Annotated in this window: 20 protein-coding genes; 9 read left to right on the top strand and 11 right to left on the bottom strand. The window is 68.6% G+C overall.

The window, feature by feature from the left end:
• Window positions 1-53: 53 nt before the first annotated feature.
• The gene (locus AC3WQR_RS16785) at window positions 54-1,016 is read left to right on the top strand and encodes a LysR family transcriptional regulator (RefSeq protein ID WP_095948546.1); all 963 of its coding nucleotides are present in this window, start codon (window positions 54-56) and stop codon (window positions 1,014-1,016) included.
• Here the strand turns inward: AC3WQR_RS16785 and AC3WQR_RS16780 are convergent.
• The 3 genes from AC3WQR_RS16780 to AC3WQR_RS16770 all read right to left on the bottom strand — a co-directional run bounded on the left by AC3WQR_RS16780 (window position 965) and on the right by AC3WQR_RS16770 (window position 4,385).
• Window positions 965-1,729, bottom strand: coding sequence for a fumarylacetoacetate hydrolase family protein (locus AC3WQR_RS16780; RefSeq protein ID WP_492742871.1), 765 nt, complete (start codon window positions 1,727-1,729; stop codon window positions 965-967). The genes AC3WQR_RS16785 and AC3WQR_RS16780 overlap by 52 nt on opposite strands.
• A 300-nt stretch (window positions 1,730-2,029) precedes the next feature.
• A complete protein-coding gene (locus tag AC3WQR_RS16775; protein ID WP_070060655.1) occupies window positions 2,030-3,007 on the bottom strand; it encodes a Bug family tripartite tricarboxylate transporter substrate binding protein in 978 nt (325 codons plus the stop codon).
• A 133-nt stretch (window positions 3,008-3,140) separates the two neighbouring features.
• A complete protein-coding gene (locus AC3WQR_RS16770; RefSeq protein ID WP_307638170.1) occupies window positions 3,141-4,385 on the bottom strand; it encodes a pyridoxal-phosphate-dependent aminotransferase family protein in 1,245 nt (414 codons plus the stop codon).
• Window positions 4,386-4,506: 121 nt separating this feature from the next.
• On the opposite strand from AC3WQR_RS16770, the gene AC3WQR_RS16765 reads away from it, so the two are divergent.
• Both AC3WQR_RS16765 and AC3WQR_RS16760 read left to right on the top strand, forming a co-directional pair.
• Window positions 4,507-5,214, top strand: coding sequence for a GntR family transcriptional regulator (locus tag AC3WQR_RS16765; protein ID WP_489056783.1), 708 nt, complete (start codon window positions 4,507-4,509; stop codon window positions 5,212-5,214).
• A 9-nt stretch (window positions 5,215-5,223) separates the two neighbouring features.
• Window positions 5,224-8,280, top strand: a complete 3,057-nt coding sequence (locus tag AC3WQR_RS16760; RefSeq protein WP_492742869.1) for an FAD-binding and (Fe-S)-binding domain-containing protein — start codon at window positions 5,224-5,226, stop codon at window positions 8,278-8,280.
• Window positions 8,281-8,307: 27 nt separating this feature from the next.
• Here the strand turns inward: AC3WQR_RS16760 and AC3WQR_RS16755 are convergent, their stop codons facing one another.
• The 6 genes from AC3WQR_RS16755 to AC3WQR_RS16730 are packed head-to-tail and all read right to left on the bottom strand — an operon-like array spanning window position 8,308 to window position 15,476.
• On the bottom strand, window positions 8,308-12,114 hold the full coding sequence (locus AC3WQR_RS16755) for a pilus assembly protein (RefSeq protein ID WP_492742867.1): 3,807 nt from the start codon (window positions 12,112-12,114) through the stop codon (window positions 8,308-8,310).
• Window positions 12,115-12,163: 49 nt separating this feature from the next.
• The gene (locus tag AC3WQR_RS16750; RefSeq protein WP_492742865.1) at window positions 12,164-12,667 is read right to left on the bottom strand and encodes a type IV pilin protein; all 504 of its coding nucleotides are present in this window, start codon (window positions 12,665-12,667) and stop codon (window positions 12,164-12,166) included.
• Window positions 12,668-12,671: 4 nt separating this feature from the next.
• On the bottom strand, window positions 12,672-13,280 hold the full coding sequence (locus AC3WQR_RS16745; RefSeq protein WP_492742863.1) for a PilX N-terminal domain-containing pilus assembly protein: 609 nt from the start codon (window positions 13,278-13,280) through the stop codon (window positions 12,672-12,674).
• Entirely contained in the window at window positions 13,277-14,281 is a 1,005-nt protein-coding gene (locus AC3WQR_RS16740) for a PilW family protein (RefSeq protein ID WP_492742862.1), read from the bottom strand. The genes AC3WQR_RS16745 and AC3WQR_RS16740 overlap by 4 nt, the downstream gene beginning before the upstream one ends.
• Entirely contained in the window at window positions 14,278-14,877 is a 600-nt protein-coding gene (gene pilV, locus AC3WQR_RS16735; protein WP_492742860.1) for a type IV pilus modification protein PilV, read from the bottom strand. Before pilV ends, AC3WQR_RS16740 begins: the two co-directional genes overlap by 4 nt.
• Window positions 14,874-15,476 (bottom strand): GspH/FimT family pseudopilin, encoded by a 603-nt coding sequence (locus AC3WQR_RS16730; protein WP_492742858.1) that lies wholly within the window; start codon window positions 15,474-15,476, stop codon window positions 14,874-14,876. The genes pilV and AC3WQR_RS16730 overlap by 4 nt, the downstream gene beginning before the upstream one ends.
• Window positions 15,477-15,728: 252 nt before the next feature.
• Between AC3WQR_RS16730 and AC3WQR_RS16725 the strand changes: the two genes are divergently transcribed.
• Complete coding sequence (locus AC3WQR_RS16725; RefSeq protein ID WP_492742896.1) at window positions 15,729-16,286, top strand: methylated-DNA--[protein]-cysteine S-methyltransferase; 558 nt, start codon at window positions 15,729-15,731, stop codon at window positions 16,284-16,286.
• Between the two features lie 10 nt (window positions 16,287-16,296).
• Here AC3WQR_RS16725 and AC3WQR_RS16720 read toward each other — a convergent pair whose 3' ends face one another.
• The gene (locus tag AC3WQR_RS16720; RefSeq protein WP_492742856.1) at window positions 16,297-17,517 is read right to left on the bottom strand and encodes an MFS transporter; all 1,221 of its coding nucleotides are present in this window, start codon (window positions 17,515-17,517) and stop codon (window positions 16,297-16,299) included.
• Window positions 17,518-17,595: 78 nt separating this feature from the next.
• Window positions 17,596-18,477 carry a LysR substrate-binding domain-containing protein gene (locus tag AC3WQR_RS16715; RefSeq protein WP_492742855.1) on the bottom strand — a complete coding sequence of 294 codons (882 nt, stop codon included), beginning with the start codon at window positions 18,475-18,477 and terminating at the stop codon, window positions 17,596-17,598.
• Window positions 18,478-18,555: 78 nt separating this feature from the next.
• Here AC3WQR_RS16715 and AC3WQR_RS16710 point away from each other — a divergent pair, with 78 nt between their 5' ends.
• From AC3WQR_RS16710 to AC3WQR_RS16690, 5 genes are all read left to right on the top strand, one after another.
• The gene (locus AC3WQR_RS16710) at window positions 18,556-19,731 is read left to right on the top strand and encodes an MFS transporter (RefSeq protein WP_492742853.1); all 1,176 of its coding nucleotides are present in this window, start codon (window positions 18,556-18,558) and stop codon (window positions 19,729-19,731) included.
• On the top strand, window positions 19,728-20,339 hold the full coding sequence (locus AC3WQR_RS16705) for a pyridoxamine 5'-phosphate oxidase family protein (protein WP_492742851.1): 612 nt from the start codon (window positions 19,728-19,730) through the stop codon (window positions 20,337-20,339). The genes AC3WQR_RS16710 and AC3WQR_RS16705 overlap by 4 nt, the downstream gene beginning before the upstream one ends.
• A gap of 99 nt (window positions 20,340-20,438) precedes the next feature.
• Window positions 20,439-21,656 carry a multidrug effflux MFS transporter gene (locus AC3WQR_RS16700; RefSeq protein WP_492742848.1) on the top strand — a complete coding sequence of 406 codons (1,218 nt, stop codon included), beginning with the start codon at window positions 20,439-20,441 and terminating at the stop codon, window positions 21,654-21,656.
• 1 nt (window position 21,657) lies between these two features.
• On the top strand, window positions 21,658-23,088 hold the full coding sequence (locus AC3WQR_RS16695; protein WP_492742846.1) for an MFS transporter: 1,431 nt from the start codon (window positions 21,658-21,660) through the stop codon (window positions 23,086-23,088).
• Window positions 23,089-23,108: 20 nt separating this feature from the next.
• Window positions 23,109-23,759 carry a paraquat-inducible protein A gene (locus AC3WQR_RS16690; protein ID WP_492742843.1) on the top strand — a complete coding sequence of 217 codons (651 nt, stop codon included), beginning with the start codon at window positions 23,109-23,111 and terminating at the stop codon, window positions 23,757-23,759.
• Window positions 23,760-23,761 lie beyond the last annotated feature (2 nt).

Genomic DNA, 23,761 nt, shown 5'->3' with positions numbered 1-23,761 from the left:
AGAATGCCGCCAGTACATGCACTTGTGAATTCAAGTCACAACAAAGGAAGGCCATGCCGCGCATCGATGTCAACCGCTCCGGCGAAATGGAGGCCTTCGTGCAGGTGGTGGAGGCGGGCGGTTTCTCGGCGGCGGCGCGACTGCTGGACATGACGCCCTCGGCCGTCAGCAAGCTGGTGGCGCGGCTCGAGCTGCGCCTGGGCATCCAGCTCGTGCACCGTTCCACGCGCAAGCTGCAGCTCACGCCCGAGGGGCTGCATTTCTACGAGCGCAGCACGCGCGTGCTGGCCGACATGGACGAGGCCGAGCGTTGTGCCGCGGCCGGTGCGGCGCCGCGCGGGCGGGTGAGCATCAACGCCAGCGTGTCCTTCGGGCACCACAAGCTGGTGCCGCTGGTGCCGCGCCTGCTCGAGATGCATCCGCAGATCACGCTCGACATTGCGTTGACCGATCGCATCGTCGATCTGATGGACGAGCGCGCCGACATCGCGATCCGTTGGGGCCAGTTGCCGTCGTCCGACCTGGTGGCGCGGCGCCTGGGCGAAACCAGCCAGGCCATCGTGGCCGCGCCGGACTACCTGGCGAAGTACGGCACGCCGCGCACGCCGCAGGAGCTGGAGGCGCACAACCGGCTGGGCTGGAGCTACCGGCGCAACACGCCCGACTGGCCGTTGCGTGTCGATGGCCGCATGGTGATGTTGCCGGTGGCGGGGCCGGTGCGCGCGGGCGACGGCGAAACGTTGCGGCAGCTGGCGATTGCGGGGGCGGGCGTGGCGCGCTTGTCGCTGTATCACATCCAGCACGACATCGATGCCGGCCGGCTGGTGCCGCTGCTCGAGGAGTTCAACCCGGGCGAGATCGAGCCGATCCACGCGGTGTACATCGGCAAGGCCGGCACGCTGCCCGCGCGGGTGCGGGCTGTGCTCGACTTCCTGGTGGCGTGCTCGGGCGTGGGCGGCGGGCGTTACACGCTCAAGCGCACGGCGCCGATGCCGGGGAACTCGGCCGTCACCTGATCACCGCGGCGGCAGGGCAGCACGCCGACCCACGAGCCGGTGGTGACGACGGTGCCGGCGGGCACGGTCTGGCCGTGGCGCGTGAGGTGGCGCAGCCAGATCGGCAGCAGCCACGCCGGATCGGCCAGCGGATGCGTGCCTTCGCGCACCACCGTTTCTGCGTCGCCGATCTTCGTTTCGCAGCGCTGCGAGGCCCAGTCGACGGCGGCGTACGGTTGCCAGTCGCCGAGCACGAGTGCGCCGTGGACTTGCGAATCGGCCAGGCGCAATAGGGCGGGTGTGGCGGCCAGGTCTTGCCAACGCGCATCGACGATTTCGACGGAGACGGCCATGGCGTCGATGAGGGCTGCCGAGTTGTCGTGGTCGAGTGCGGCGGCTTGGGCGGGTGTCACGTCCTGGCCGAGTCGCAATGCAATTTCTGCCTCGATGCCGGGGGTGTGGAATGTGAGGTCGCTGAAGTTGGCCGGGCTCTGGCGCACGCCGGACGGGGGCAGCGGGGCGTGCGTGAGCGTGGCGCTGCGGGAGCCGCCGCCGGACTTCCAGGTCTTCGGAACACCGTTGAACCAGCCGAGTGCTGCTGCTACCGCGTCTTGCACTTCATACGCTTGAGGTGCGTCTTGCAGTGCGTCGGCCCACGGGGTGGCGTCGAGCGTGCGGTTGGCCTGGCGTGCGGTGATGAGGGCTTCGGTGAGGGCTTTTTGGTCGGGCGTCATTCTTGAATCTTCTCAGTTTCTCTTGTGGTTCGTTCAGGGCGCGTGCCCAGGCCACCGGGTACTTCCCTCCGCGAATGTCCCCCGGCCTGCGGCCTCCTCCTTGATTTCGCTGCGGGAAGCACCCAGTGTCCTGGGCACATGGACGCGCTGCTGGTGCGCGGCCGATCAACAACTGCTCTGAAACGCTCACGCCGATGGGGTGCCTTGCGCAGCGAAATCAAGGAGCAGGGGCGAAGCCCCGGGGGACATTCGCGGAGCAAGGCTCCCCGTCGGCGGGAGCGTCGCCCTGAACGACAACTGTCAAGTCTCGACCTGCACCTTGCCGTCCTTGACGACCTTCGCCCACTTGGCGATCTCGGTGCTGATGAACTGCTTGAACTTGTCCTGCGAACCACCGCCGTCTTCCGCGCCGTAGGTGTCGAGCCGCTCCTGCACATCGGGCATCGCGAGCACGGTGTTGACGTCGCGGTTCACTTTCTGCGCGATGGCCGGGGGCAGCTTGCCGGGGCCGGCCAGGCCGTACCAGGTGGTCGCTTCGAAACCTGCGAAGCCTTGCTCCTGCATCGTCGGCACGTTCGGATGGCCCTTGGCGCGCTTGGTGCGCGTCTGCGCCACGGCGAGCACCCGGCCGTTCTTCACGTGCGGGGTGGCGGCAGTCATGGTCTCGAAGCTGTACTGGATCTGCCCGCCCATCAGGTCGGCCAGCAGCGGGCCGCTGCCCTTGTAAGGCACATGCAGCGCATCGACGCCGCCCTGCAGCTTGAACATCTCCAGCGCCAGGTGCTGGGCCGAGCCCGCGCCGGCGGAGCCGAAGCTCACGGTGCCGGGCGCGGCCTTGCAGGCGGCGACGATGTCTTTCACGCTCAAGGCCTTCTGGCCCGGGTTGGCGATGAGCAGGTTGGGCGTGACGCCCACGAGCACGATCGGCACGAAGTCGCGCTCCACGTTGTAGCGCAGCTTGGGCTGCAGGCTGGGCGCGAGCGCGTGGCTGTTGATGTGGGCCATGAGCAGGGTGCTGCCGTCGCTGGGCTGCTGCGCCACGTAGTCGGCCGCGAGCACGCCGGCGACGCCGGCCTTGTTCTCGACGATGACCTGCTGGCCCCACATCGTCGTGAGCTTCTGCGCGACCACGCGCGCGAGCGCGTCGGTGCCGCCGCCGGGTGGAAAGCCCACCACGATGCGCACGGGGCCGGTGGGCCACTCCTGCGCGAACAGCCGGGGCACGCCCAGCGTGGCGGCCGCGCCGGCGGCGGCCTGGATCAGGGAACGTCTTTGCATCTTCTTTGTCTCCGTCGGTTGGGGAATCCGATGCGTGCCGGGAGCCGCTTGCGCGGGCCCGGCAGGATGGTGGTGGACCGCCGCATCGTTCGAGCGATGCGCTGCGGCCCGTGTGGGTTGGCGTGCGCCGGGTTCAGGCTGCTTTTTGCAGGCCGACCGGCGCGGCCTGGTGGCTCGCGAAATAGTCCATCGCCGCCTGCACGCCGCTGCCCGCCAGCTTGATGCCGCTGAGCTTCATGCCCATCTCGACACCCGCGACCATGGCCACGAGCGTGAGGTCGTTGCTGTCGCCCAGGTGGCCCATGCGGAACATGCGGCCCTTGAGCTTGCCCAGGCCGGTGCCCAAGGAAAGGTCGAAGCGCTGGTGGATGAGGCGGCGCACGGCGTCGGCGTCGACGCCCTCGGGCGTGATCACGCCGGTAAGCACGGGCGAGTACACGGACGGGTCGGCGCACTGGATCGGCAGGCCCCAGGTGTTGACCGCGGCGCGCACGCCGGCGGCCCAGCGCTGGTGGCGCGCGAACACGTTGTCCAGGCCTTCGCCAAGGATCATGTCGAGCGATTCCGAGAGGCCGTACAGCAGGTTGGTGTTGGGCGTGTAGGGCCAGTAGCCGTCCTTGTTCATCTCGACGATCTCGTCCCAGGCCCAGAAGGCCTTGGGCAGCTTGGCGTGCTTGGCCGTTTCGAGGGCGCGCGGCGAGAGGGCGTTGAAGCTGATGCCGGGCGGCAGCATCAGGCCCTTCTGCGAGCCGCTCACGCAGACGTCGACACCCCATTCGTCATGGCGGTAGTCGGCGCTGGCCAGACCCGAGATGCTGTCGACCATGAGCAGGGCGGGGTGGCCGGCCGCGTCGATGGCCTTGCGCACCGAGGCGATGTCGGAGGTGACGCCGGTGGAGGTTTCGTTGTGCACCACGCACACGGCCTTGATCTTCTTCTCGGTGTCCTTGCGCAGGCGCGCCTCGATGAGCTCGGCCTGCACGCCGCGGCGCCAGCTGGGCGCATTCGGCAGGTGGGCGTCGGTGCCGGTGTAGGCCAGGAACTCGGTCGACAGGCCCAGGCGCGTGGCCATCTTCTGCCACAGCGACGCGAAGTGGCCGGTCTCGTACATGAGCACGTGGTCGCCGGGGCTGAGCGTGTTGGCGAGCGCGGCTTCCCATGCACCAGTGCCCGACGCGGGATAGATGGCGACCGGGTGCTTCGTCTTGAAGATCTCCTTGATGCCGCCGAGCACCTTCAGGCCCAGCGTGCCGAACTCGGGCCCGCGGTGGTCGATGGTGGGCAGGCTCATGGCCCGCAGGATGCGGTCGGGCACCGGGCTGGGGCCGGGAATCTGGAGGAAGTGACGGCCGGTGGGGTGGATGTCGAGTTGCAGCATGGGCTCTCCTTGTGCGCTCAGTTTTGCATTCAAAATGCATTTATGTATGCTGGTTTACACCTATCAACCCAGGTTGTATCGGCTATTTTTTGCATTCAAAATGCAGACAAGGGAACCACACATGACCGCTGAAATCATCGAAATCTCCAGGCTGGCCTTGCATGACCAGGTGGTGGCGCGCCTGCGCACCATGCTGGTGGAGGGGCGCATCGCGCCCGGCGCCAAGCTCAACGAACGCGAGCTGTGCCTGCAGCTGAACGTGTCGCGCACGCCGCTGCGCGAGGCCATCAAGTTGCTGGCCGCCGAGGGGCTGGTCGACCTGCTGCCCAACCGCGGCGCGGTGGCGGTGAAGCTCACCGAGGCCGACGTGCTCAACACCTTCGAGGTGCTGGCGATGCTCGAGGGCATGTCGGGCGAGCTGGCGGCCAAGCGCATCACCGACGAGGAACTGGCCGAGGTGCGTGCGCTGCACTACGAAATGATGGCCTGCTTCGCGCGGCGCGACCTGTCGGGCTACTACCGCCTGAACGCGCGCATCCACACCGCCATCAACGACGCGGCGGCAAACCCGGTGCTGTCGAACACCTACCGCTCGATCAACGCCCGCGTGCAGTCGCTGCGCTTTCGCACCAACCAGGACGAGACCAAGTGGAAGCACGCGGTCGAGGAGCACGAGCAGATGGTGCAGGCGCTGGCCGCGCGCGACGCGCAGGCCATGCGCAAGGTGCTCACGGCGCACGTGCTGCGCAAGCGTGACACCGTGCTGGAGCTGCTGCGCGCCGGGCAGATCTACCCGCAAGCCAAGAGCACAACCAACAAAGCGAGCTGACATCCCACCATGCGCATCGATCCCGCCAGCCACATGCAGCCAGCCGGAACCGTTCTTCCGCCCAACGACACCTGCGAACTGCTGGCGCGCCGGCTGCGCACCGACACGCAGGGCGAGGTGCTGTTCGACGACGGCTCGCGCGGGCGCTACGCCACCGACGCGTCGATCTACCAGATCACGCCGGTGGGCGCCTTCGTGCCCACGAACGAGCGCGACATCGCCACCGCCATCGACATCGCCCGCGACCTGAAGGTGCCTGTGCTGGCGCGCGGCGGCGGCACCAGCCAGTGCGGCCAGACCACGGGCGCGGCGCTGGTGATCGACAGCAGCAAGCACTTTCGCAAGGTGCTCGAGGTGAACGTGGAAGAGGGCACCGCCACGGTTGAGCCGGGCCTGGTGCTCGACCACCTGAACGCGCAGCTCAAGCCGCACGGGCTCTGGTACCCGGTCGACGTATCGACCAGCGCGCAGGCCACGCTGGGCGGCATGGCGGGCAACAACTCCTGCGGCTCGCGCTCCATCGCCTACGGGAACATGGTGCACAACGTGCTGGGCGCGAGCGCGTGGCTGTCGAGTGGCGAGCTGGTCGAATTCGGTCCGCTGGGCCAACTGGGCGCGCGCGCGGCGGGCATTGCGCAGTTCGTGCACGGGCTGGCGCGCCAGCATGGCGAGGCCATGGCCCAGCACTGGCCCAAGGTGATGCGCCGCGTGGCGGGCTACAACCTCGACATCTTCGACAACCAGAGCGAGAAGCCGTACACGGCCGACGGCAGCGTGAACCTCGCGCACCTGCTGATCGGCGCCGAAGGCACGCTGGCCTACACCCGCAGCCTGAAGCTCAAGCTGGCGCCGCTGCCGCGCGCCAAGGTGCTGGGCATCGTGAACTTCCCGACCTTCCATGCGGCCATGGACGCGGCGCAGCACATCGTGAAGCTGGGACCGACGGCGGTGGAGCTGGTCGACCGCACGATGATCGAGCTGAGCCTGGCCAACCCCGCGTTCAAGCCGACCGTGGAAACGGCGCTGATCGGCAAGCCCGCCGCCATCCTGCTGGTCGAGTTCTCGGGCGCTGACAAGGCCGCATTGCTGCCGCAGCTGAAGCGGTTGGTCGAACTGATGGGCGACCTCGGCCTGCCCGGCAGCGTGGTCGAGATGCCCGACGACGGTCGGCAGAAGAACCTGTGGGACGTGCGCAAGGCCGGCCTCAACATCATGATGAGCCTCAAGGGCGACGGCAAACCCGTGAGCTTCATCGAGGACTGCGCGGTGCCGCTCGAACACCTGGCCGAATACACCGACGCACTGACCGAGGTGTTCGCGAAATACGGCAGCCGCGGCACCTGGTACGCGCATGCCTCGGTGGGCACGCTGCACGTGCGGCCCATTCTCGACATGCGCGCCGACGGCGCGGCCAAGATGCGCGCCATCGCGGAAGAGGCCAGCGCGCTGGTGCGCAAGTACAAGGGTGCGTTCAGTGGCGAGCACGGCGACGGGCTGTGCCGCGGCGAATGGATCGAGTGGCAGTTCGGGTCGGCGATCAACGAGGCTTTTCGCGCGATCAAGCAGCAGCTCGACCCGATCGGCCTGTTCAACCCCGGCAAGATCATCGACCCGCCGCGCATGGACGACGGCGCGCTGTTCCGCTTTGCGCCGCCCACGGCGCCGAAGCCGTACCGCCGCATCGAATTGAAGCCCGTGCTCGACTGGTCGGGCTGGAACGTCAACGCCGACCCCGTGACCGAGGTGACCACCGCGCCCGGCACGGGCGGCGACAGCACCGGCGGCCTCGCCAAGGCCGTGGAGATGTGCAACAACAACGGCCACTGCCGCAAGTTCGACGCCGGCACCATGTGCCCGAGCTACCGCGTGACGCGCGACGAGCAGCACCTGACGCGCGGGCGCGCCAACACGCTGCGCCTGGCGCTGTCGGGCCAGCTCGGCGCCGACGCCTTCACCAGCGAGGCCATGCACGAGACCATGGACTTGTGCGTGGGCTGCAAGGGCTGCAAGCGCGACTGCCCGACCGGCGTGGACATGGCGAAGATGAAGATCGAGTTTCTCGACCACTACAAGAAGCGCCATGGCCACACGCTGAAAGACAAGCTGGTCGCCTACATGCCCGACTACGCGCACCGCGCCAGCCGCATGCCCTGGCTGCTGAACCTGCGCAACCGCGTGCCGGGCGCGGCATGGCTGGGCGAGAAGATGCTGGGCTTTTCAGCGAAGCGCTCGCTGCCCGAATGGCGCACCGACACCTTCTGGCGTGCGAAGGACGCGGTGGCGGCCGGCCTGTTTTCCGATCAGGCCTCGGTGCTCGCCGCCGCGGCGCGCGGCGAGAAGGTCGCCGTGCTGTTCGTCGACACCTTCAACGGCACCTTCGAAAGCGAGAACGTCTTTGCGGCGGCACGCGTGCTGCACGCTGCGGGCTATGCGCTGCACACGGTGGAGAAGGGCGGCGGGCACCACTGCTGCGGCCGGACCTTCCTGGCCAGTGGCATGGTGGACGAAGCCAAGGTGCGCGCCGGGGCGCTGATCGACGCGCTGCTGCCGCTGGCGCATGCCGGTGTTCCCATCGTCGGTCTCGAGCCCTCGTGCCTGCTCACGCTGCGCGACGAAACGCTGGTGATGGGCTTCGGCGACAAGGCGCAAGCCGTCGCGAAGCAGGCATTGCTGTTCGAGGAGTTCATCGCCCGCGAACGCAAGGCCGGCCGCTTCGAACTCGCGCTGAAGCCGGCCACCGCGCCGATCCTGCTGCACGGCCACTGCCACCAGAAGGCCTTCGGCGCGGTGAGCCCGATCATGGAGGTGCTGAAGCTGATTCCGGGCGCTGAGCCCGAACTCATCGAGAGCTCATGCTGCGGCATGGCCGGCAGCTTCGGCTACGAGGCGAGCCACTTCGAGGTGTCGATGCAGATGGCCGAGGCGAGCCTGCTGCCGGCCATCCGCGCCAGGCCCGATGCGGTCGTGGTGGCGGACGGCACGAGCTGCCGCCACCAGATCGGCGACGGCGCGCAGCGCGAGGCGGTGCATGTGGCGGTGCTGCTGGCGCGACACATGATGCTCTGAGGCGGCTGCGGCTTTCTCTTTCGGCACTCAGAAGGGTGGCGAGACCACCTGGCGCCAGCTGCGGCGCCAGGTGCGCGAGTCCGGGCAGCCGTCACCGGCTTTCTGCGTGCCGCCCACGCCGGTGAGAAAGCCGGTTTCGTTGGTGCAGCTGCTCCTGGGCTTGCCGTCCGGCTGGCCTTCGTTGGGCTGGCCGACCATGTTGCGCGAGTTCACGTTGCCGCGCGTGAAGCCGCCGGTGGGGATCGAGACGACTGAATACGCGTCGAAGCTGCCGTTGCCATCCACGTCGAAGGAGTTCTTGTTCTTGCCGGTCAACGCGTCGAGCACGTAGATGATGTTGGGCAGGCTGCCCGTGGCCGTGCAGGATTCGATGCCCTGTTTCTTGTCCTCCGGCAGGAAGGACGAGACGATCACGCTGCTGCCCAGGTTGGCGAGGTCGCCGACCACGCGCTCGCCGTTGGCCATCGCGCCGGGGTGGGTGATGGTGCCGAGGTTCAGCAGCCATCCCTTCTTCTTCGTCCAGTCGACAGCGTTCGTGCTGAGCTGGTAGAAGTCCTTTCCCTCTTCGATGCCGGCGCCGGTCTTGAGCGCGGGGCTGATGGTTTGCGCCACGAGGTTCGAGGTGTTGATCGGGACGGCGCCGGCCTTGTCGTCGCCTCCGATCGGGGTCTGGTCCCAGAGGCCGTAGAGGGCCTGCTTCGTGGCCGGCATCGCCAGGTCGTCTTCGTCGAGCAGGATGCCCGTGCCGATCACCACGATGGCGCCGCACTGCGAGGTGGCGCTGTAGGTGCACGTGCTTCCGTCGCCCGGGTGGACCTGCCAGGTCGGCGCGGCATAGATGGGCTGCTTTCTGCCCTGTGGCGTGGTGAACAGCCGCCTGGGAACGGAGGCCGCGAGCTTCGCGCTTCGCAGGTCGAAGCGCCACAGGTTGCCGTTGGCGTCGCCGGCGTAGGCAGCCACGATGCGGCGGGTGCTGTCCCGCACCGCGACCACGCCGCCCAGGCCGCGGTTGCCGCCGCTGACCTCGCCACCATAGCCCGTGGGGAGTTGAATGAACTGCTTGAGCTTGCCGGTGAGCGCCTCCACCACGTACAGCCCGACCTTCTGCGTTTCGGGGTAGTGGCCGTTGCCGGTCAGCATGACCCAGGTGCCGTCGTCCAGCTGGCCTGCGGCGGGGTTGTTGGTCACATGGCCCAGGTGGGGATAGTCCTTGTGCTTGTTGTTCACTTCCCAGAGGAAGTGTTCCTTGCCCGGGGTTCTGTCGACGTTGTTCAACGGCGATTCCAGTCCGTACATGAAAGGGCCCGCGCGTCCGCCCGTGCCCAGCACCAGCTGGCGCCAGGTGTTCTTTTCGCCGGCCGGGGTCTGGCCGTTCCTGTCGTACACATCCTGCTCGACCAGCGGGCCGTCGAGCGTGTAGCGAAAGCGGAAGTTCGCGCCGGCGAGGTCGATCTGCGAGGCCATGGCGCCCTTGGGCATGAACGCGGCCAGCTCGCTGCCTGCAGCGTCGCTCCTGCCGGCGTTCAGCACATGGACCTTGCCGTTGTTGGTGGCCGCGAAGATGGTGGGAGGGCGCGTGGTCTTGAGCGCCTTGTAGTCGGCATAGGTGTCCTTGCCGTCGACCGCGCCGAAGGTGCCGTAGCCCATGTCGAAGCGTCCCCCCACGAACACCGGCGGTGAGTTGACCGAGGCGCCGATGGGCTGCCTGCGCAGCCGGTAGACCGTGCCGCCGACATCCTTCTGCGGGTCCTCGCCCAGCAGGTAACGGACAAAGCGTTCGTCGGTGGCCTGCTGCTTGTCGGCGTTCAGCAGGGCCTGGAGGTCGCTCGGCAGGTCGCTCAGCCGGGTGCGGTCGGTGAGCGCCGTGCGCTGGGCGTTCCCGGGGGCGTTGGGGTCGTAGTTCGAGAGGGCAAGGATCGTGCGCTTGTCCACGGCCGGCATCCTGGCGTTGGCGGACCAGGCCGGCTTCGGCTTTCCGGCATCGTCGAAGACAGCGTTGCCGCCGTCGGCATTCAGCGCGAAGGCCTTGATGTCGCCGCTGTTGTCGGCCGTCTGGTACTCGGTCGTGTACTTGTACTGGCCTTGCAGCGTCTGGAACTCGTTGCTGTTGCCCGATACCGCCACGCCGGCGTCGTTGCCGGAGCCGACCATGCTGCTCAAGGCGTTGTCGAGCGCGCGGCGCACGTCCTCACCCGAGTACACGCTGTAGGCACGGCCGCCGCCGGTGAAACCGGCACGGATGAAGTCGTCGACGCGCCGGGCGTCGCCCGCGTCCCCGCCGCCGGTGTTCAGGTCGCCGGTCGCCCACTGCGGCGGCGTCACCGGATTGCCGGCGAGCCAGTCGCTGTTGTACTTCTCGATCTGCGCCCACGTCAGCCCTTTCTTGAGGGGTGAGTCGCCCGAGGGCGTGAGGCCCCAGCCGATGGTGTACGTGGTCATGTTCTGCCAGAAGGTGGGGTTGTGCTGGCCCTCCACGGGCGGCACGTCGTTGGACAGGGCGCTGGAGAAATCCGTGTGCCAGAAATAGCGGGCCGTGAGGTCGGCAAAACCGTTGCTGCTGGTGCCGCCATCGCTGTAGGGGATGTAGAGGTTTCTGGCGCTCAACCTTTGGGGCAGGTCCAGGCTGTCGCGGGCGGGAGCGCCCTTGGGGTCGTATTTGAACTTCGCTGCACTTCCGGAAGGCTTGCCGTCGTAGTTGGTGCTGGCGGTCGTGGCTGTGTAGCGCGTGTCGATGTCTTGCGCCGTGCCCGAGTTCCAGGCGCCATCGGACAGCACGATGGCGTAAGCGCGTCTGCAGCTCAATTCGCCGCTCGTCACGTCGTTCGGATCGTTCTTCCAGGGGTGGGTCAGCGAGGAGGTCGCATAGGTCGCGGTCTCCTTGCCGGCGTAATAGTCGGCGGCGAGTCTCAGGGCGTTGTGGCTCGGCGTTCCTCCGTTGGGGACGATGTCGTAGATCCAGCTATAGAACCTGGACTTCCATTTCTGTCCCGAAGCGGTGGACTCGTCCTTGAAGTAGTTGACGCCGCTGACGATGTGCTCGGCGGGTTTGGCCGGGTTTCTCGGATCTACTTCCGCCACGCTTTGGTTGTATTGAACGTACCCGACCCTGAACTTGTTGTCGTAGCTCTGCATCGCCAGGCCCAGCGCGGTGCTGACGGCGAGTGCGCGGTTGCGGTACCACATGTACCAGTTCGCGATGTTCTTGCGCTCCAACGCCGCGGTGCATTCGTTGGCGCTCCCGCAGTCGGTTCGCCTGTGTCCGGGTGGCAAGGGGACATTGCCGACATCGAGCGCCCCGATGGTGCCAACTGTTCGATTGGCCTCGCTGGAACAGTCGTTGTTCTTGCACAGAACGTAGATGAACTTCTTGGTGCTTGTCGTCATCCCCGCTTCGTGCAAGGGCCTTCTGTCGGTGGACGATTGGTTGTCCACGAAAGAAACCGGGTTGGGCTTTTCCTTTCCGGTCGCATCGACTCTGGCGCTATAGGTGATCGCCGGGTTGTAGTACTGGGTGTTGATGTTGCTGGACCGCATCGAATACCACCCGAACTTGCCCTCGCAATTCTTCTCTGCTCCCTTGCACTGGTCGTTGACCGCATACCCGTCCTGCATCTCGTCGTCCATTGACCCGGAGTTGTCCAAAACGAACATCAGGTTGGGCTTGGCGCCCGGCACGGCGTTGTACAGCGGGGCCTGGCTTGGCGTCGTGGCAGCCAGCGCGTCGCCAACGGGAAGAAGCGCCGCGCCCCACGCGACAGCGAGACTGACGAAGGCTCGCCGCATGCGTGCAGCCTTGGCGGGTGCCGGAACAAGAAACGGGCGCGTGGCGGTCATGCGGTTTTCCCTGCGGTTGAAAGTGGGGCGCTGATAAGGCGTGCGAGATTCATCTCCAGCACTCCTTCGTCAGCAGTCCCGTGACCTCGTCGTCCATGTCCTTCACGCCCAGCCCGCTCAAGGTCAGCGTGCCGCAGCGGTCGCCGGTCATGCTGCCGGTGCGGGTGGCCTTGAGGATGAAGCTGGGTGGGGTGTCGCGCGCGAAGACGGCGATGGTGTAGTTGGCGGCGCCGGACTTCGGCGACTGCTGCAAGGCCTTGGGCAACAGGCTCTCTGCGCCTTTCTTCTGCTCGGTCTCCTCGCCGGCATCGCCCGCGGCAGCGGTGTAGCGATCGTTCGCCGAGTAGTAGCGCTGCATGAACTGCGCGGCCTCCATCAGGATGCCCTGGGCTTCGGCGCGCTTGGAGCGGCGCACGTGCTCCTGGTAGTTCGGCAGCGCGATGGCGGCCAGGATGGCGACGATCGCGACGACGACCATGACTTCGATCAGCGTGAAGCCGCGGCGGGAGCGCGAAGAAGCAGAAGGCAGGTGTGTCATGGCGATGAAGGTCATGAAGTCATTTGTCGCGCGTCAGCACGGACTGCAGCCACGCTTCGGCGCCCTGGGTGGCGATGCCGGTCGACGTCTCGAACCTGGCGTTGTTGGCAAAGCCCCGGGCGGTGATCAGGTAGCCGGTCAGGCTGGGCGTCGAGGTGGTGGCGATCTTCTGGATGAGGCAGCGCGGTTCGATCTGCAGGGGCGTCGCGTCGACCGCGGTGCCGGTGGGCTTCTTGTTGACGTAGGCCTTCGGAACGACGATCGCGCTGTTGCTGACCCAGCTGGCCTTCTTGCGCCATGCCGCGGTTTCGTCGAACTCCGAGCCGATGGGGGTCGTGATGATCCGGGCGCGCATGCCGACGGAGGCGTAGTCGGTGTAGTCCTTGTCGTCGCCGTCGAAGATGGCCACCTGTTCGCAAAAACGCAGCGCGGTCTCGGCGGCCTCGCGCGCGACCTCGGTCGAACGGATGCCGTTCACGCTGCGCTCGCTCTGCGTGGCATTGCGGATCGCGAAGGTGCCGACCAGCGACAGGATCACGACCAGGACCAGCGTGACGATCAGGACCACGCCGCGTTCGTACGCACGGCCGGCGACGCGGCGCGGAAGAGGGGATGGCTTCGTGTTCATGGGGTGATCAGGCGGTTGCGCAGCAGCACCGTGGTGGTGAAGGTCCTGCGCAGGTAGCCGTCGGTGCCGGTGCGGTCGGTGTTGTCGCATCGCTTGTAGGCAAGGCCACCGTCGGGCACGTCGCGCACCGGCCGGTCGCTGCGCATCTGCAGGCACACGCGCACGCTCAGCACGCGGCTCCAACGGTCTTCGGCGAGATCGGCAAGAACGCCGCTGCCGGGTAGGGCATCGACACCCGCGCCATCCAGGTACTTGACGATCTGGTGCCGCAGCGGGTCGTAGGTGGCCGCCAGCTCGATGCTGGGACGGCTGGCCACGCCATAAAGAATGCGCATGCTCTCGACGTTGGCCAGCAGCGGCTGCGAGGGGCCGATGGCGTTGACGGCGTCGCGCTTTTCCATGCCGCGGCAGGACAGCATCGGTGCCGTGCTCGCGTCTGTCACCAGATAGCGGTTGTCGGCCAGGGCGTAGTCGCCGGGTGGGGGCGCGTCGGGTGCCGGCGTGGGCGGCGGGTTCACCTGTGTCGGCGTGAGGGCGTTGATGCCGTTGCCCAGGCAGTTCGTCGCCAGCTTGGCGTCGGTGCCCGTGGGCATGGTGTTGTCGGTGGTGGCTTCGTAGCGGATGGCGATGGCGTCGCTGCCTTTGCCCGTGCACGACAGCTTGTCGAAGGCGGCTGCGGCGTCGGTGAATCCGCCGGTGCATCCGCGCACGGCGGGGCCGGCGTAGTTGCCCATCACCGTGGCGCCGTTGCTCGGGATGAGCTGCTGCGAGTAGCCGGCCTGCTTGAGCTGCTGCTGGATCAGGTTGAGCGCGAGGATGCCGTCCTCGTTCAACTGCGTCTCGGCCTGCGACAACTGGCTGCTGCGGCTGGAGGTCGAGAACGTGGACAGGGCGGCGGCCAGGATCACCAGCCCGATCGTCAGCGAGATCATCAGCTCGATCAGCGTGAAGCCGCGGGCCGCGTTGCGCGTGCGTGGGAGTGCAGTGAAGACGGTGCTCACAGCGTGACCCGGAAGTACATGCAGTTCACCTCTGCCGGGGCCGCGATGTTGGCGCCGGCGATGGGGCAGGTCTGGTGCAGCGCGAAGCCCGTGTCCTCCGCGATGGCGCGCCAGATCAGCCAGATGTTCAGCACGCGCGTGGCCGGCAGGCCGTTCACGCCGGAGGCCGCGTCGACCAGTTCCGTCGTGACATAGGCCGTGCCGCCGGGCAGCCGGTTCCCGACATTCGTGAGCCACTGCGCGAGGTCGTAGGCGGCAATGGCCGCGCCACAGGTGTTGACCGGCCTGTCGGGAACGGAGGTGTCGACCTCGCACGCGGCGGGCGGCGGCGTGGGGTCCGTGGAGGCAGCCTCGCGCGTGCTGGCGTTGTAGGCCTTGGCGTGGGTGTAGCCGGCAAAGCCGGCGAGGTTGGCGCGGGCGCGTTCCGCGTAGTCGTTCACCAGGCTCAGGCCCGTGGCGCGCATGCGCGAGAACTGGTTGTACTTGAGGGCCGCCGAGGTGAGGCCGGCCATGCCGAACAGGCCGATGGCCAGGATGACGATGGCGACCAGCACCTCGATGAGGGTGGCACCGCGCTGTTGTGTGGGGCGCTTCATTCGTCGTTGCCCGAACAATCTTCGCCATCCGCGGCGTAGCGGATGCGCCCGGGCTTGCTGATGCACAGCGTCTTGCGTGCCCATGGGGTGGTACTGGCTGTTTCGAAACCGGGGGCCTCGACCGTGATGCTGTTGCTCCCCGAGCTCACCAGACCATTGGGCAGGAAGACAAAGCGGCCGGCTTTGCCCAGGGCAATCTTCGCGATGCTAGGCAGTGCGTCCTGTCGCAACAGCACTTCGTCTGTGGACTCGGAATAGGCGAAGTCGCCGTCGCGGTCGTTCTTGGCGAAGACGATCCAGCCGGCCGCGAAATCGCTGCCGCCCGAGCCGGTTTCGCACTCGACCTCGGTGCCTGCGCGCAATTGGCAGACGACGACGGGTCTTGCGCGGGCGATGGCTTCGGTGCGTGCGGTGCGCAACGAACCGGTCACGGCGTTGACGGCGTTGGACAGCCGCCATTGCACGATGAAGCGCGTCATCGAAGGCGCCGCGATGCCGATCAGGATCGCGAGGATCGCCAGCGTGACCATCAGCTCGATGGCCGTCAGTCCGCGCTGGTCGCGCAGCCGCGCCGGCCGCGAAGAATCGCGTGGCCTCATGTGCATGTGTCTCCCTGTTGTTTTGGAATTTCAGCCGACAACTTCTGGGCGCGAGACTAGGGGCCGATGCACATGTCCGACAACGGCTTGCCGACGTTCGGCGCGTTCGAAAGGATGAGCGGAAATGCCTCGAAGCGCCGAATGAAAGTCTGGTATTTCGGGGTCTTCGGCTGGTACTTTTTCTCTTCTGCGGAAGTGGGCTTCGCGCCCGTGTCCGCGCGTCGTTTTTCAACCTTGAATCACAATGCTCCGATGACTGCCGCATCCCCTTCCGAATCCGGCTTTGCCTTGTTCCCGACCGCCATCGGCGTCTGCGCGCTGGCCTGGGGGCCGCAGGGGCTGGTCGGTGTGCAGCTGCCCGAAGAGCGGGGCGAGACCGCGACGCGTGCGCGCATGCGTCGGCGCTTTCCTGACCTGCAGGAAGCTCCGCCGTCGCCACGCGCGCAGCACGCCATCACGGGTGTGCAGGCGCTGCTCGAAGGCGCGACCGACGATCTGTGCGACATCGAGCTCGACATGCGCGGCGTGTCCGAATTCCACCAGCGCGTCTATGCGATCGCGCGGCGCATTCCGCCGGGGCAGACGCGCACCTACGGCGAGGTGGCCGAAGAGCTCGGCGACAAGGGCCTGTCGCGCGCGGTCGGCCAGGCCATGGGCCACAACCCCTTCGCGCCGGTCGTGCCGTGCCACCGCGTGCTGGCCGCGGGCAACAAGCCGGGCGGCTTCTCGGCGGGCGGCGGTGCGTTGACCAAGCTGCGCATGCTCGACATCGAAGGCGCAACGCCGAGCGGAACGCGCTCGCTGTTCTGAGCTGGCGTGCTCAGGCCGCAGGCACCGGCAACTGCTGCAGCCCCGCGATGCGCGAACCGAAGATGATCACGGCCTGCAACGCGAAGCCCGCGAGCGCCAGCAGCAGGCAGGCCGGCTCGCCCCACAAGGCGCCGACCAGGCCGCCGAGCGCTGCACCGACCGGGCGCGCACCCGCATTCACCGTGAGGAACACCGCCGACACGCGGCCCAGCATCGCCGAGGCCGTCACGCTCTGGCGCAGCGTGGTCGAGGTGATGACCCAGACCATCGGCCCCGCGCCGAACAGGAAGAACGAGAGCGCGGCCAGCGAGGCGGTCGGCACGACGAGCGTGGCCGCCATCGTCGCAGCGGCGGCCACAGCCACGGCCGGTCCGACCTGGATCGCGCGACCGAAAGGCAGGCGCGCCGTCACGCGCGAGGTCAGCAGCGCACCGACCACCATGCCCGCGCCGTACATCGCGAGCGTGAAGCCCACGGCCTGCGCGCCAAGGCCCAGCACGCGCACGGCATAGGGCACATAGCCCGCCTGCAGCACGAACCACGAGATGTTGAAGACCGCGCCGGTCATCAGCATCGGCCGCAGGAACGCGTGCTGCCAGACGAAGCGCGCGCCGTCGTGCACGTCGCGCAGTAGATGGCGCGACGGGGCCGTGGGGCGGGGCGCCTCGTTCAGGCGCAGCAACAGGCCCACGGCCGCCACCGACAGCACCGACGCCAGCACGAAGGCCGACGACGCGCCAGCCCACGCGACCAGTGCGCCCGCGAGCGCGGGTCCGGCCGTGAAGGCGGCACTGCGCGCCAGCTCCAGCCGCCCGTTGGCACGCGCCAGCGCGTCGCGCGGTACGAGGGCAGGCACCAGCGCGGGCGCCGCGACGCTGAAGCCCACGGTGCCGACCGCGCCGACGAAGCCGAGCACAGCCAGCCCGCCGATACCCAGCGTCGACGACAGCACCATGCCAAGCAAGGCCAGCAGCGACACCGCACGCAGGCCCTCGGCCCACACCATCAGGCGACGGCGCGACATGCGGTCCGCGAGCAGGCCCATCGGCAGCGAGACCAGCAGGAAGGGCAGCGTCTGCACCGCCGCCAGGAAGCCGATCTCGCCCGGCCCGGCGCCGAGTGCGAGCACGGCCACCAACGGCACGGCCGCGAGGCTCAGTTGTTCGGCGGACTGCGCCGCCAGATTGGCCCAGGCGAGGTGGGAGAAGGAACGGGGAAGAGGCGAGGGCATGGGGCGTGGCACGAAGAGAAAGACCGCATCCTCGGGGCCGCGCCAGTCTGCCGCTGGCCGTTTACGGACGTGGAAGCCTCAGCCCGCGTTCATCTGCTCGAACCACTCGGCCACGCACACTGCCTCGGGCACCGCGTCGGGCGCGAGGCCGTAGTAGTAGCGCTCCAGCGTCATCCGCAACCCAGGCAGCGGCGACTGCAGCCGCCCCGAGGCCAGGTCGTGCGCCACCAGCGAAGTCGGCGCCAGCGCGATGCCCAGGCCGTCGACCGCGGCCTGCAGCACGAAGTGCAGGTGATCGAATTGCAGCCGACCAGCCGGCCGCGCGCGCGGTGCGCCGACCTGCTTCTTCCAGTCGTCCCAATCGTCCTTGCGCGTGCGCGCCGACAGCAGCACATGCGAGGCGAGGGCGCGCAGGTCGGGCAGCGGCTGCGCCTTGAAGAGCGCGGGCGCGCCGACCACCAGCACTTCGTCTTCGAGGAAAGGCCGCACCTGGATCGACGACGGCCAGCCCTCGAGGCCGCGGCGCACGGCGATGTCGAAGCTGTCCGTGGCCTGTTCGGGCATGACGGTGCTGGTGACGACCTGCGGCTCGATATCGGGATGGCGTTCCACGAACGATGGCAGCCGGGGAATCAGCCAGCGCACCGCGAACGAGGGCCGCACGTTGCTGCGCACCGCGCGCGCCGGGCCCTGCAGCTGCAGCGCGCGGGCCGCCGCGTGGATCTGCGCGAGCGCGGGTTCGGTTTCCGCGAAGAACTGCTGGCCCTCGGGCGTCAGCGTGACCTGCCGGATGCGGCGTTCGAACAGCGCCACGCCCAGGCAGGCCTCGAGGCTCTTGATCTGCCGGCTCACCGCGCTGTGCGTCACGTGCAGTTCGACCGCGGCACGCGTGAAGCTCAGGTGGCGGGCCGCCGCCACGAAGGCGCGCACGGCATGGAGGGGCGGTTCGCGAAGCGGCATGCGTGCGATTTTCTCACGCATGCCGCGCGGGAATGTCGTTTGTCGGCGGGCAGCGCGAGCGGGCACGATACGGGCTCGATGTCCGCCGCACCACCGCTTTCTCCCGCCGTTCCCGTCCGTTCCACCGACCTGGATTCCCGCCACGCCGCCATGGCGCTCGGCCTGTCGCTGCCGGCCGATGTGGTGCTGTACCTGCTGCTGCCCATGTATGCGTCGCAGTTCGGCGTCTCGCTGGCCGAGGTCGGCTTGCTGCTGGCGGCCAACCGGCTGGTGCGCATCGCGGGCTACGGCTGGGTGGCGCGTTTCTATGCGCGCCATGGCGACCGGGCGAGCTGCACGCTGGCCGTGGTGGCCGCCGCGTGTTGCGGGCTGGGCTACGCCACGCTCTCGGGGTTCTGGGCGCTGCTGCCGCTGCGGCTGACCTGGGGCCTGTGCTTCGCGGCGCTCAACCTGTCGACGCAGGCCCTGGCCACGGCCGACCCGCTCGGTGCCGCGCGGCGCAGCGGGCGTTCGCGCGCCTTCATCGCGACGGGGCCGGTGCTGGCGTTGCCGCTCGGTGCGCTGCTGGCGTACACGGTCGGGCCGCGCGCGATCTTCGGCGTGCTGGCGGTGGTGTCGCTGCTCGCGCTGTTCGTCACCCGGCGGCTGCCGTCGAAGCCGCACCACAGCGCCGCGCCGACACGGCGCTTCTCGCGGCCGAACGCGCTGGACGGCTGGTCCTTCATGGAAGGGCTGGCGCTCGACGGCCTGTTCATCGTGGGCCTGTCGTACCTCGGCAAGGACCTGCTGCCCGGCGGCGCGGTGATCGTGGCCGGCGTGCTGATGGCGCTGCGCTACCTCGCGGAAATCTTCCTCGGGCCGGTGGGCGGGCGCATGGCGGAGCACTTCGGCGCCGAGCGCCTGCTCGTGAGCCTGTCGCTGGTGACGTCGCTCGCGCTCGTGGGCTTTGGCCTGGGCTGGCTGTGGAGCTGCGCGGCGCTGATCGTGGTGCTGCGCGCACTGCAGTTGCCGCTCCTGCCGCCCATCGTGGCGCGTCGCACACCGGGGCCGGAGCGCGTGCGGGCGCTGGCGGCCCGCGCGGTCTGGCGCGACATCGGCGCGGGCGCCGGACCCTTGCTGGCCGGCGTGCTGCTGCCCATTGCCTCGCCGCCGTGGATCTACGGCACCGCCGCGCTGCTGCTGGCGATCGCGGCGCTGGCCTGTGTCCGGCGCGCATCGCCACCCACCCCGATCCAGGAGAACATCGCCCCATGACCACCATCGACACCGTCGCCGAACTCGAAGCCCTGTTTGGCCAGCCGGGCGAAGCCTCGCTCAAGAAGGAAGTGCCGTACCTGCACCCGAGCTACCAGGCGCTGATCGCCGCATCGCCGTTCGCGGTGCTCGCGACCACCGGCCCCGGCGGGCTCGACGCCTCGCCGCGCGGCGACGCCCCGGGCTTCGTCGCGGTGCAGGACGACAAGACCTTGCTGCTGCCCGAGCGGCGCGGCAACAACCGCATCGACAGCCTGCGCAACATCGTGGCCGACCCGCGCGTGGCCCTGCTGTTCCTGATTCCGGGCGTGGGCGAGACGCTGCGCGTGAACGGACGCGCACGCATCCGCGTGGCACCCGAGCTGCTGGCGCGCTTCGCGGTGGAAGGGCGCGCGCCGCAGTGCGTGATCGAGGTCGCCGTCGAGACCGTGTTCTTCCAGTGCGCCCGCGCGATCCAGCGTTCGAAGCTCTGGGCGCCGGTGCCGCAGGACGCGCCGCGCACCGTTCCGACGCCGGGCGCCATCCTTTCGGCGCTGACCGATGCGGCCTTCGACGGCGCCACCTACGACCGCGAACTGCCGGCGCGGCAGCAGGCCACCCTGTACTGAGCGGGCGCGGCGTACCGCCCGGTAGAACGAATGCACTAGCGGCCCAGGCCGCCGACCCCACGCCTGCACCGATTGCGAGCCTTCGCCACAATCGACCCAATGCGTTCTTCTCCGTTCTTCAAGATGGCCCTGCTGCTGGGCCTGCTCTCCGCCATCGGGCCTTTCGCTATCGACATGTACCTCCCGGCCTTGCCCGCTATCGGGCAGAGCCTGCATGCGGACATCGGCGCGGTGCAGATGAGCCTCACCGCGTTCTTCCTGTCGCTCGGCGCGGGCCAGTTGCTCTACGGCCCGATCTCCGACATGGTCGGGCGCAAGCCGCCGCTGTATGCCGGGCTGGTGCTGTTCGCGCTGGCCAGCGTGGGCTGCGCGCTGGCCACCGATATCCAGACCCTGATCGCGCTGCGCTTCGTGCAGGGCCTGGGCGCGGCCGCCGGCATGGCGATTCCGCGCGCCGTGGTGCGCGACCTGCACACCGGCACCGACGCCGCGCGGCTGATGTCGCTGCTGATGCTTGTGTTCAGCGTGTCGCCGATCCTGGCGCCGCTCGCGGGCAGCCTGGTCATCGCCTTCACCGGCTGGCGCGGCGTGTTCTGGGCCGTCACCATCGCCGCGGTGGCGGGCCTGGCCATGATGGTCAAGCTGCTCGACGAAACGCGTCCGGCCTCGGAGCGCGTCGAAAGCAGCCTGGGCAGCGCGCTGTCGGCCTACTGGCTGCTGTTGCGCGACTGGCATTACCTCGGCCTGGTGTTCATCGGCAGCTTCGCCATGGCGGGCTTCTTCACCTACCTGGCCAATTCGTCGTTCGTGATGATCGACCACTACGGCCTGTCGCCCGCGATGTACAGCGTGGCCTTCGGCGTGAACGCCGCAGCCTTCATCGCGGCCTCGCAGTTCACAGGCTCGCTGGGCGAGCGCTACGGGCTGGTCAACCTCGTCAAGTTCGGCGTGGCCTGCTGCGGCGTGGCGATGGTCGCCATGTTCGTGTACTTCGCGATGGGCGGCGACAACCTGTGGGTGCTGATCGTCCTGTACTTCATCGCCTCGGGCTTCATGGGCCTGGTGATCCCGACCACCGGCGTGCTGGCGCTCGAGATGCACGGCGCCATCGCCGGCACGGCCTCGGCGCTGCTGGGCACGCTGCAGATGCTGACCGGCGCCTTGGCGATGGCGGTGGTGGGCCTGTTCTCCAACGGCCGTCCGCTGCCGATGGTGGCGGGCATGGCGGCCGGTGCGCTCATCGCGCTGGTGCTGACCTGGCTCACGCTCGGCGGCGTGCGCTCCGAGCCGACCGGGAGCAGGGCGCAGGAGGCCTGACATGACGGCCGCCGCAGCAAGCGACGCCAAGCCGCTTCCCCTCGACGGCTTGGCCGCGCCCGCGCGCGGCTGGGCGATGCTGGTCATCATCCTCGGGCTCACGGTCTCGGTGCTCGACGGCACCATCGTCAACCTGGCGCTGCCGGGCATCGCGCGCGAGCTGCAAGCCACGCCGGCGCAGGCCATCTGGGTGGTCAACGCCTACCAGATCGCCACGCTGGTGATGCTGCTGCCGCTGGCCTCGCTGGGCGACCTCGTGGGCTACCGGCGCGTGTACCTGGTGGGCATGGCGGTGTTCACCGTGTCGTCTTTGGCCGCGACCTTCGCCAACTCACTCGCCACGTTGATCGCGTCGCGCGCCCTGCAGGGGCTGGGCGCGGCGGGGATCATGAGCGTCAACGCGGCGCTGGTGCGGCTCACGTTCCCTTCGGCGCAGCTGGGGCGGGGCATGGCCATCAATTCGCTGGTGGTCGCCACCTCGTCGGTGGCCGGGCCTTCGGTGGCGGCGGCGATCCTGTCGGTGGCGTCGTGGCCGTGGCTCTTCGCCATCAACGTGCCGCTGGGCATCGTCACCTTCGCGCTGGGCATGCGCGCGCTGCCGTTCAACCGCTCGGCGCCGGCCGCCGGCGCGCGCTTCTCGCTGGTCGACGTGACGCTCAACGTGTTGATGTTCTCGCTGGTCTTCCTCGGCGTGGACCAGCTGGGCGTGCGCGAGGGCGGGGTGCAGGCCACGGGCACGCCGTGGTCGGCCTGGGCCACGCTGGGCGCCGGGCTGGCGGTGGGTTTCGTCTACCTGCGGCGCCAGCGCACGCAGGCGGTGCCGCTCTTTCCCATCGACCTGCTGCGCATCCCGGTGTTCGCGCTGTCGATGGGCACCTCGGTGGCGGCGTTCTGCGCGCAGATGCTGGCCTACATCGCGCTGCCATTCCTGCTGCTCGACGTGTACGGCCGCAGCCACATCGAGGCCGGCCTGCTCATCACGGCGTGGCCACTGGCCATCGTGGTGATGGCGCCCATCGCCGGGCGGCTCATCGGGCGCTATCCCGACGGGCTGCTGGGCGGCATCGGCCTGGGCCTGCTGGCCACGGGCCTGGCACTGCTGGCGGCGCTGCCGGCGCACCCGGGCAATGCCGACATCGCCTGGCGCATGGCGCTGTGCGGCCTGGGCTTCGGCCTGTTCCAGTCGCCCAACAACCACACCATCGTGAGTTCGCCACCCGCGCACCGAAGTGGTGCGGCCAGCGGCATGCTGGGCACGGCGCGGCTCACGGGGCAGACGCTCGGGGCCGTGGTGCTGGCGGCGGTGTTCAGCGTCTGGAGCCCGCACGGCGGGCATGGCCCGGTGGTGGCGCTGGTGCTGGCGGCCGGCTGCGCGGCGGTGGCGGCGGTTTTCAGCAGTCTGCGGCTGAAGACGACAAGTCCGCATGCCTGAATAAGGTAGGGTACGGCCTCATGAAGGAAGTACCTGACACCGTGGTCTGTCCGGGCTGCGACGCGGTCTACGCCCGCACGCCGCTGGCGCCGCGCGACGTGGCCGAGTGCCCGCGCTGCGGCACCGAGCTCGACCGGCACCCGGGCGCGCAGCAGCGGCGCATCCTGCCGCTGACGGTCGCGAGCCTGATCATGTTCGCCATCGCCAACCTGTTTCCCATCGTCGAGATCGAGCTGCAGGGCCTGCGCAGCCAGACCACGCTGGCCGGCGCGGTGGTGGTGCTGAGCGCCGAGGGCATGTCGCCGGTGGCGCTGCTGGTGCTGGCCACGACCATCCTGTTTCCGCTGCTGCAGCTGTGCATCCTGGCCTACCTGCTGGTGCCGCTGAGCCGCGCGCACCGGCCCTGGGGTTTCGCGGTGCTGGTGCGCATGATGCAGTCGCTGCGTCCCTGGGGAATGATCGAGGTCTTCCTGCTCGGCGTGCTGGTGGCGATCGTCAAGCTGTCGAGCATGGCGACGGTGGTGCCGGGGCCCGCGCTGTGGGCCTTCGTGGCGCTCACCGTGACGCTCACGGCCGTGCTGTCATTCAACCCCGGCGCGTTCTGGGAGATGACCTTCCGCAAGGCCGATGAAGAAGACGCCGATGCCGATGCACCGGAGGTGCGCGCATGAAC

It is taken from the genome of Variovorax sp. FW305-3-2-15-B-LB1 (assembly GCF_058787635.1).
This window is presented reverse-complemented; position numbering and strand designations above follow the sequence as displayed.

Coding starts and splice junctions, on each gene's coding strand:
- AC3WQR_RS16785 (WP_095948546.1), top strand. CDS start 54: ATGCCGCGCATCGATGTCAACCGCTCCGGCGAAATGGAGGCCTTCGTG.
- AC3WQR_RS16780 (WP_492742871.1), bottom strand. CDS start 1,729: ATGACGCCCGACCAAAAAGCCCTCACCGAAGCCCTCATCACCGCACGC.
- AC3WQR_RS16775 (WP_070060655.1), bottom strand. CDS start 3,007: ATGCAAAGACGTTCCCTGATCCAGGCCGCCGCCGGCGCGGCCGCCACG.
- AC3WQR_RS16770 (WP_307638170.1), bottom strand. CDS start 4,385: ATGCTGCAACTCGACATCCACCCCACCGGCCGTCACTTCCTCCAGATT.
- AC3WQR_RS16765 (WP_489056783.1), top strand. CDS start 4,507: ATGACCGCTGAAATCATCGAAATCTCCAGGCTGGCCTTGCATGACCAG.
- AC3WQR_RS16760 (WP_492742869.1), top strand. CDS start 5,224: ATGCGCATCGATCCCGCCAGCCACATGCAGCCAGCCGGAACCGTTCTT.
- AC3WQR_RS16755 (WP_492742867.1), bottom strand. CDS start 12,114: ATGACCGCCACGCGCCCGTTTCTTGTTCCGGCACCCGCCAAGGCTGCA.
- AC3WQR_RS16750 (WP_492742865.1), bottom strand. CDS start 12,667: ATGACCTTCATCGCCATGACACACCTGCCTTCTGCTTCTTCGCGCTCC.
- AC3WQR_RS16745 (WP_492742863.1), bottom strand. CDS start 13,280: ATGAACACGAAGCCATCCCCTCTTCCGCGCCGCGTCGCCGGCCGTGCG.
- pilV (WP_492742860.1), bottom strand. CDS start 14,877: ATGAAGCGCCCCACACAACAGCGCGGTGCCACCCTCATCGAGGTGCTG.
- AC3WQR_RS16730 (WP_492742858.1), bottom strand. CDS start 15,476: ATGAGGCCACGCGATTCTTCGCGGCCGGCGCGGCTGCGCGACCAGCGC.
- AC3WQR_RS16725 (WP_492742896.1), top strand. CDS start 15,729: ATGACTGCCGCATCCCCTTCCGAATCCGGCTTTGCCTTGTTCCCGACC.
- AC3WQR_RS16720 (WP_492742856.1), bottom strand. CDS start 17,517: ATGCCCTCGCCTCTTCCCCGTTCCTTCTCCCACCTCGCCTGGGCCAAT.
- AC3WQR_RS16715 (WP_492742855.1), bottom strand. CDS start 18,477: ATGCCGCTTCGCGAACCGCCCCTCCATGCCGTGCGCGCCTTCGTGGCG.
- AC3WQR_RS16710 (WP_492742853.1), top strand. CDS start 18,556: ATGTCCGCCGCACCACCGCTTTCTCCCGCCGTTCCCGTCCGTTCCACC.
- AC3WQR_RS16705 (WP_492742851.1), top strand. CDS start 19,728: ATGACCACCATCGACACCGTCGCCGAACTCGAAGCCCTGTTTGGCCAG.
- AC3WQR_RS16700 (WP_492742848.1), top strand. CDS start 20,439: ATGCGTTCTTCTCCGTTCTTCAAGATGGCCCTGCTGCTGGGCCTGCTC.
- AC3WQR_RS16695 (WP_492742846.1), top strand. CDS start 21,658: ATGACGGCCGCCGCAGCAAGCGACGCCAAGCCGCTTCCCCTCGACGGC.
- AC3WQR_RS16690 (WP_492742843.1), top strand. CDS start 23,109: ATGAAGGAAGTACCTGACACCGTGGTCTGTCCGGGCTGCGACGCGGTC.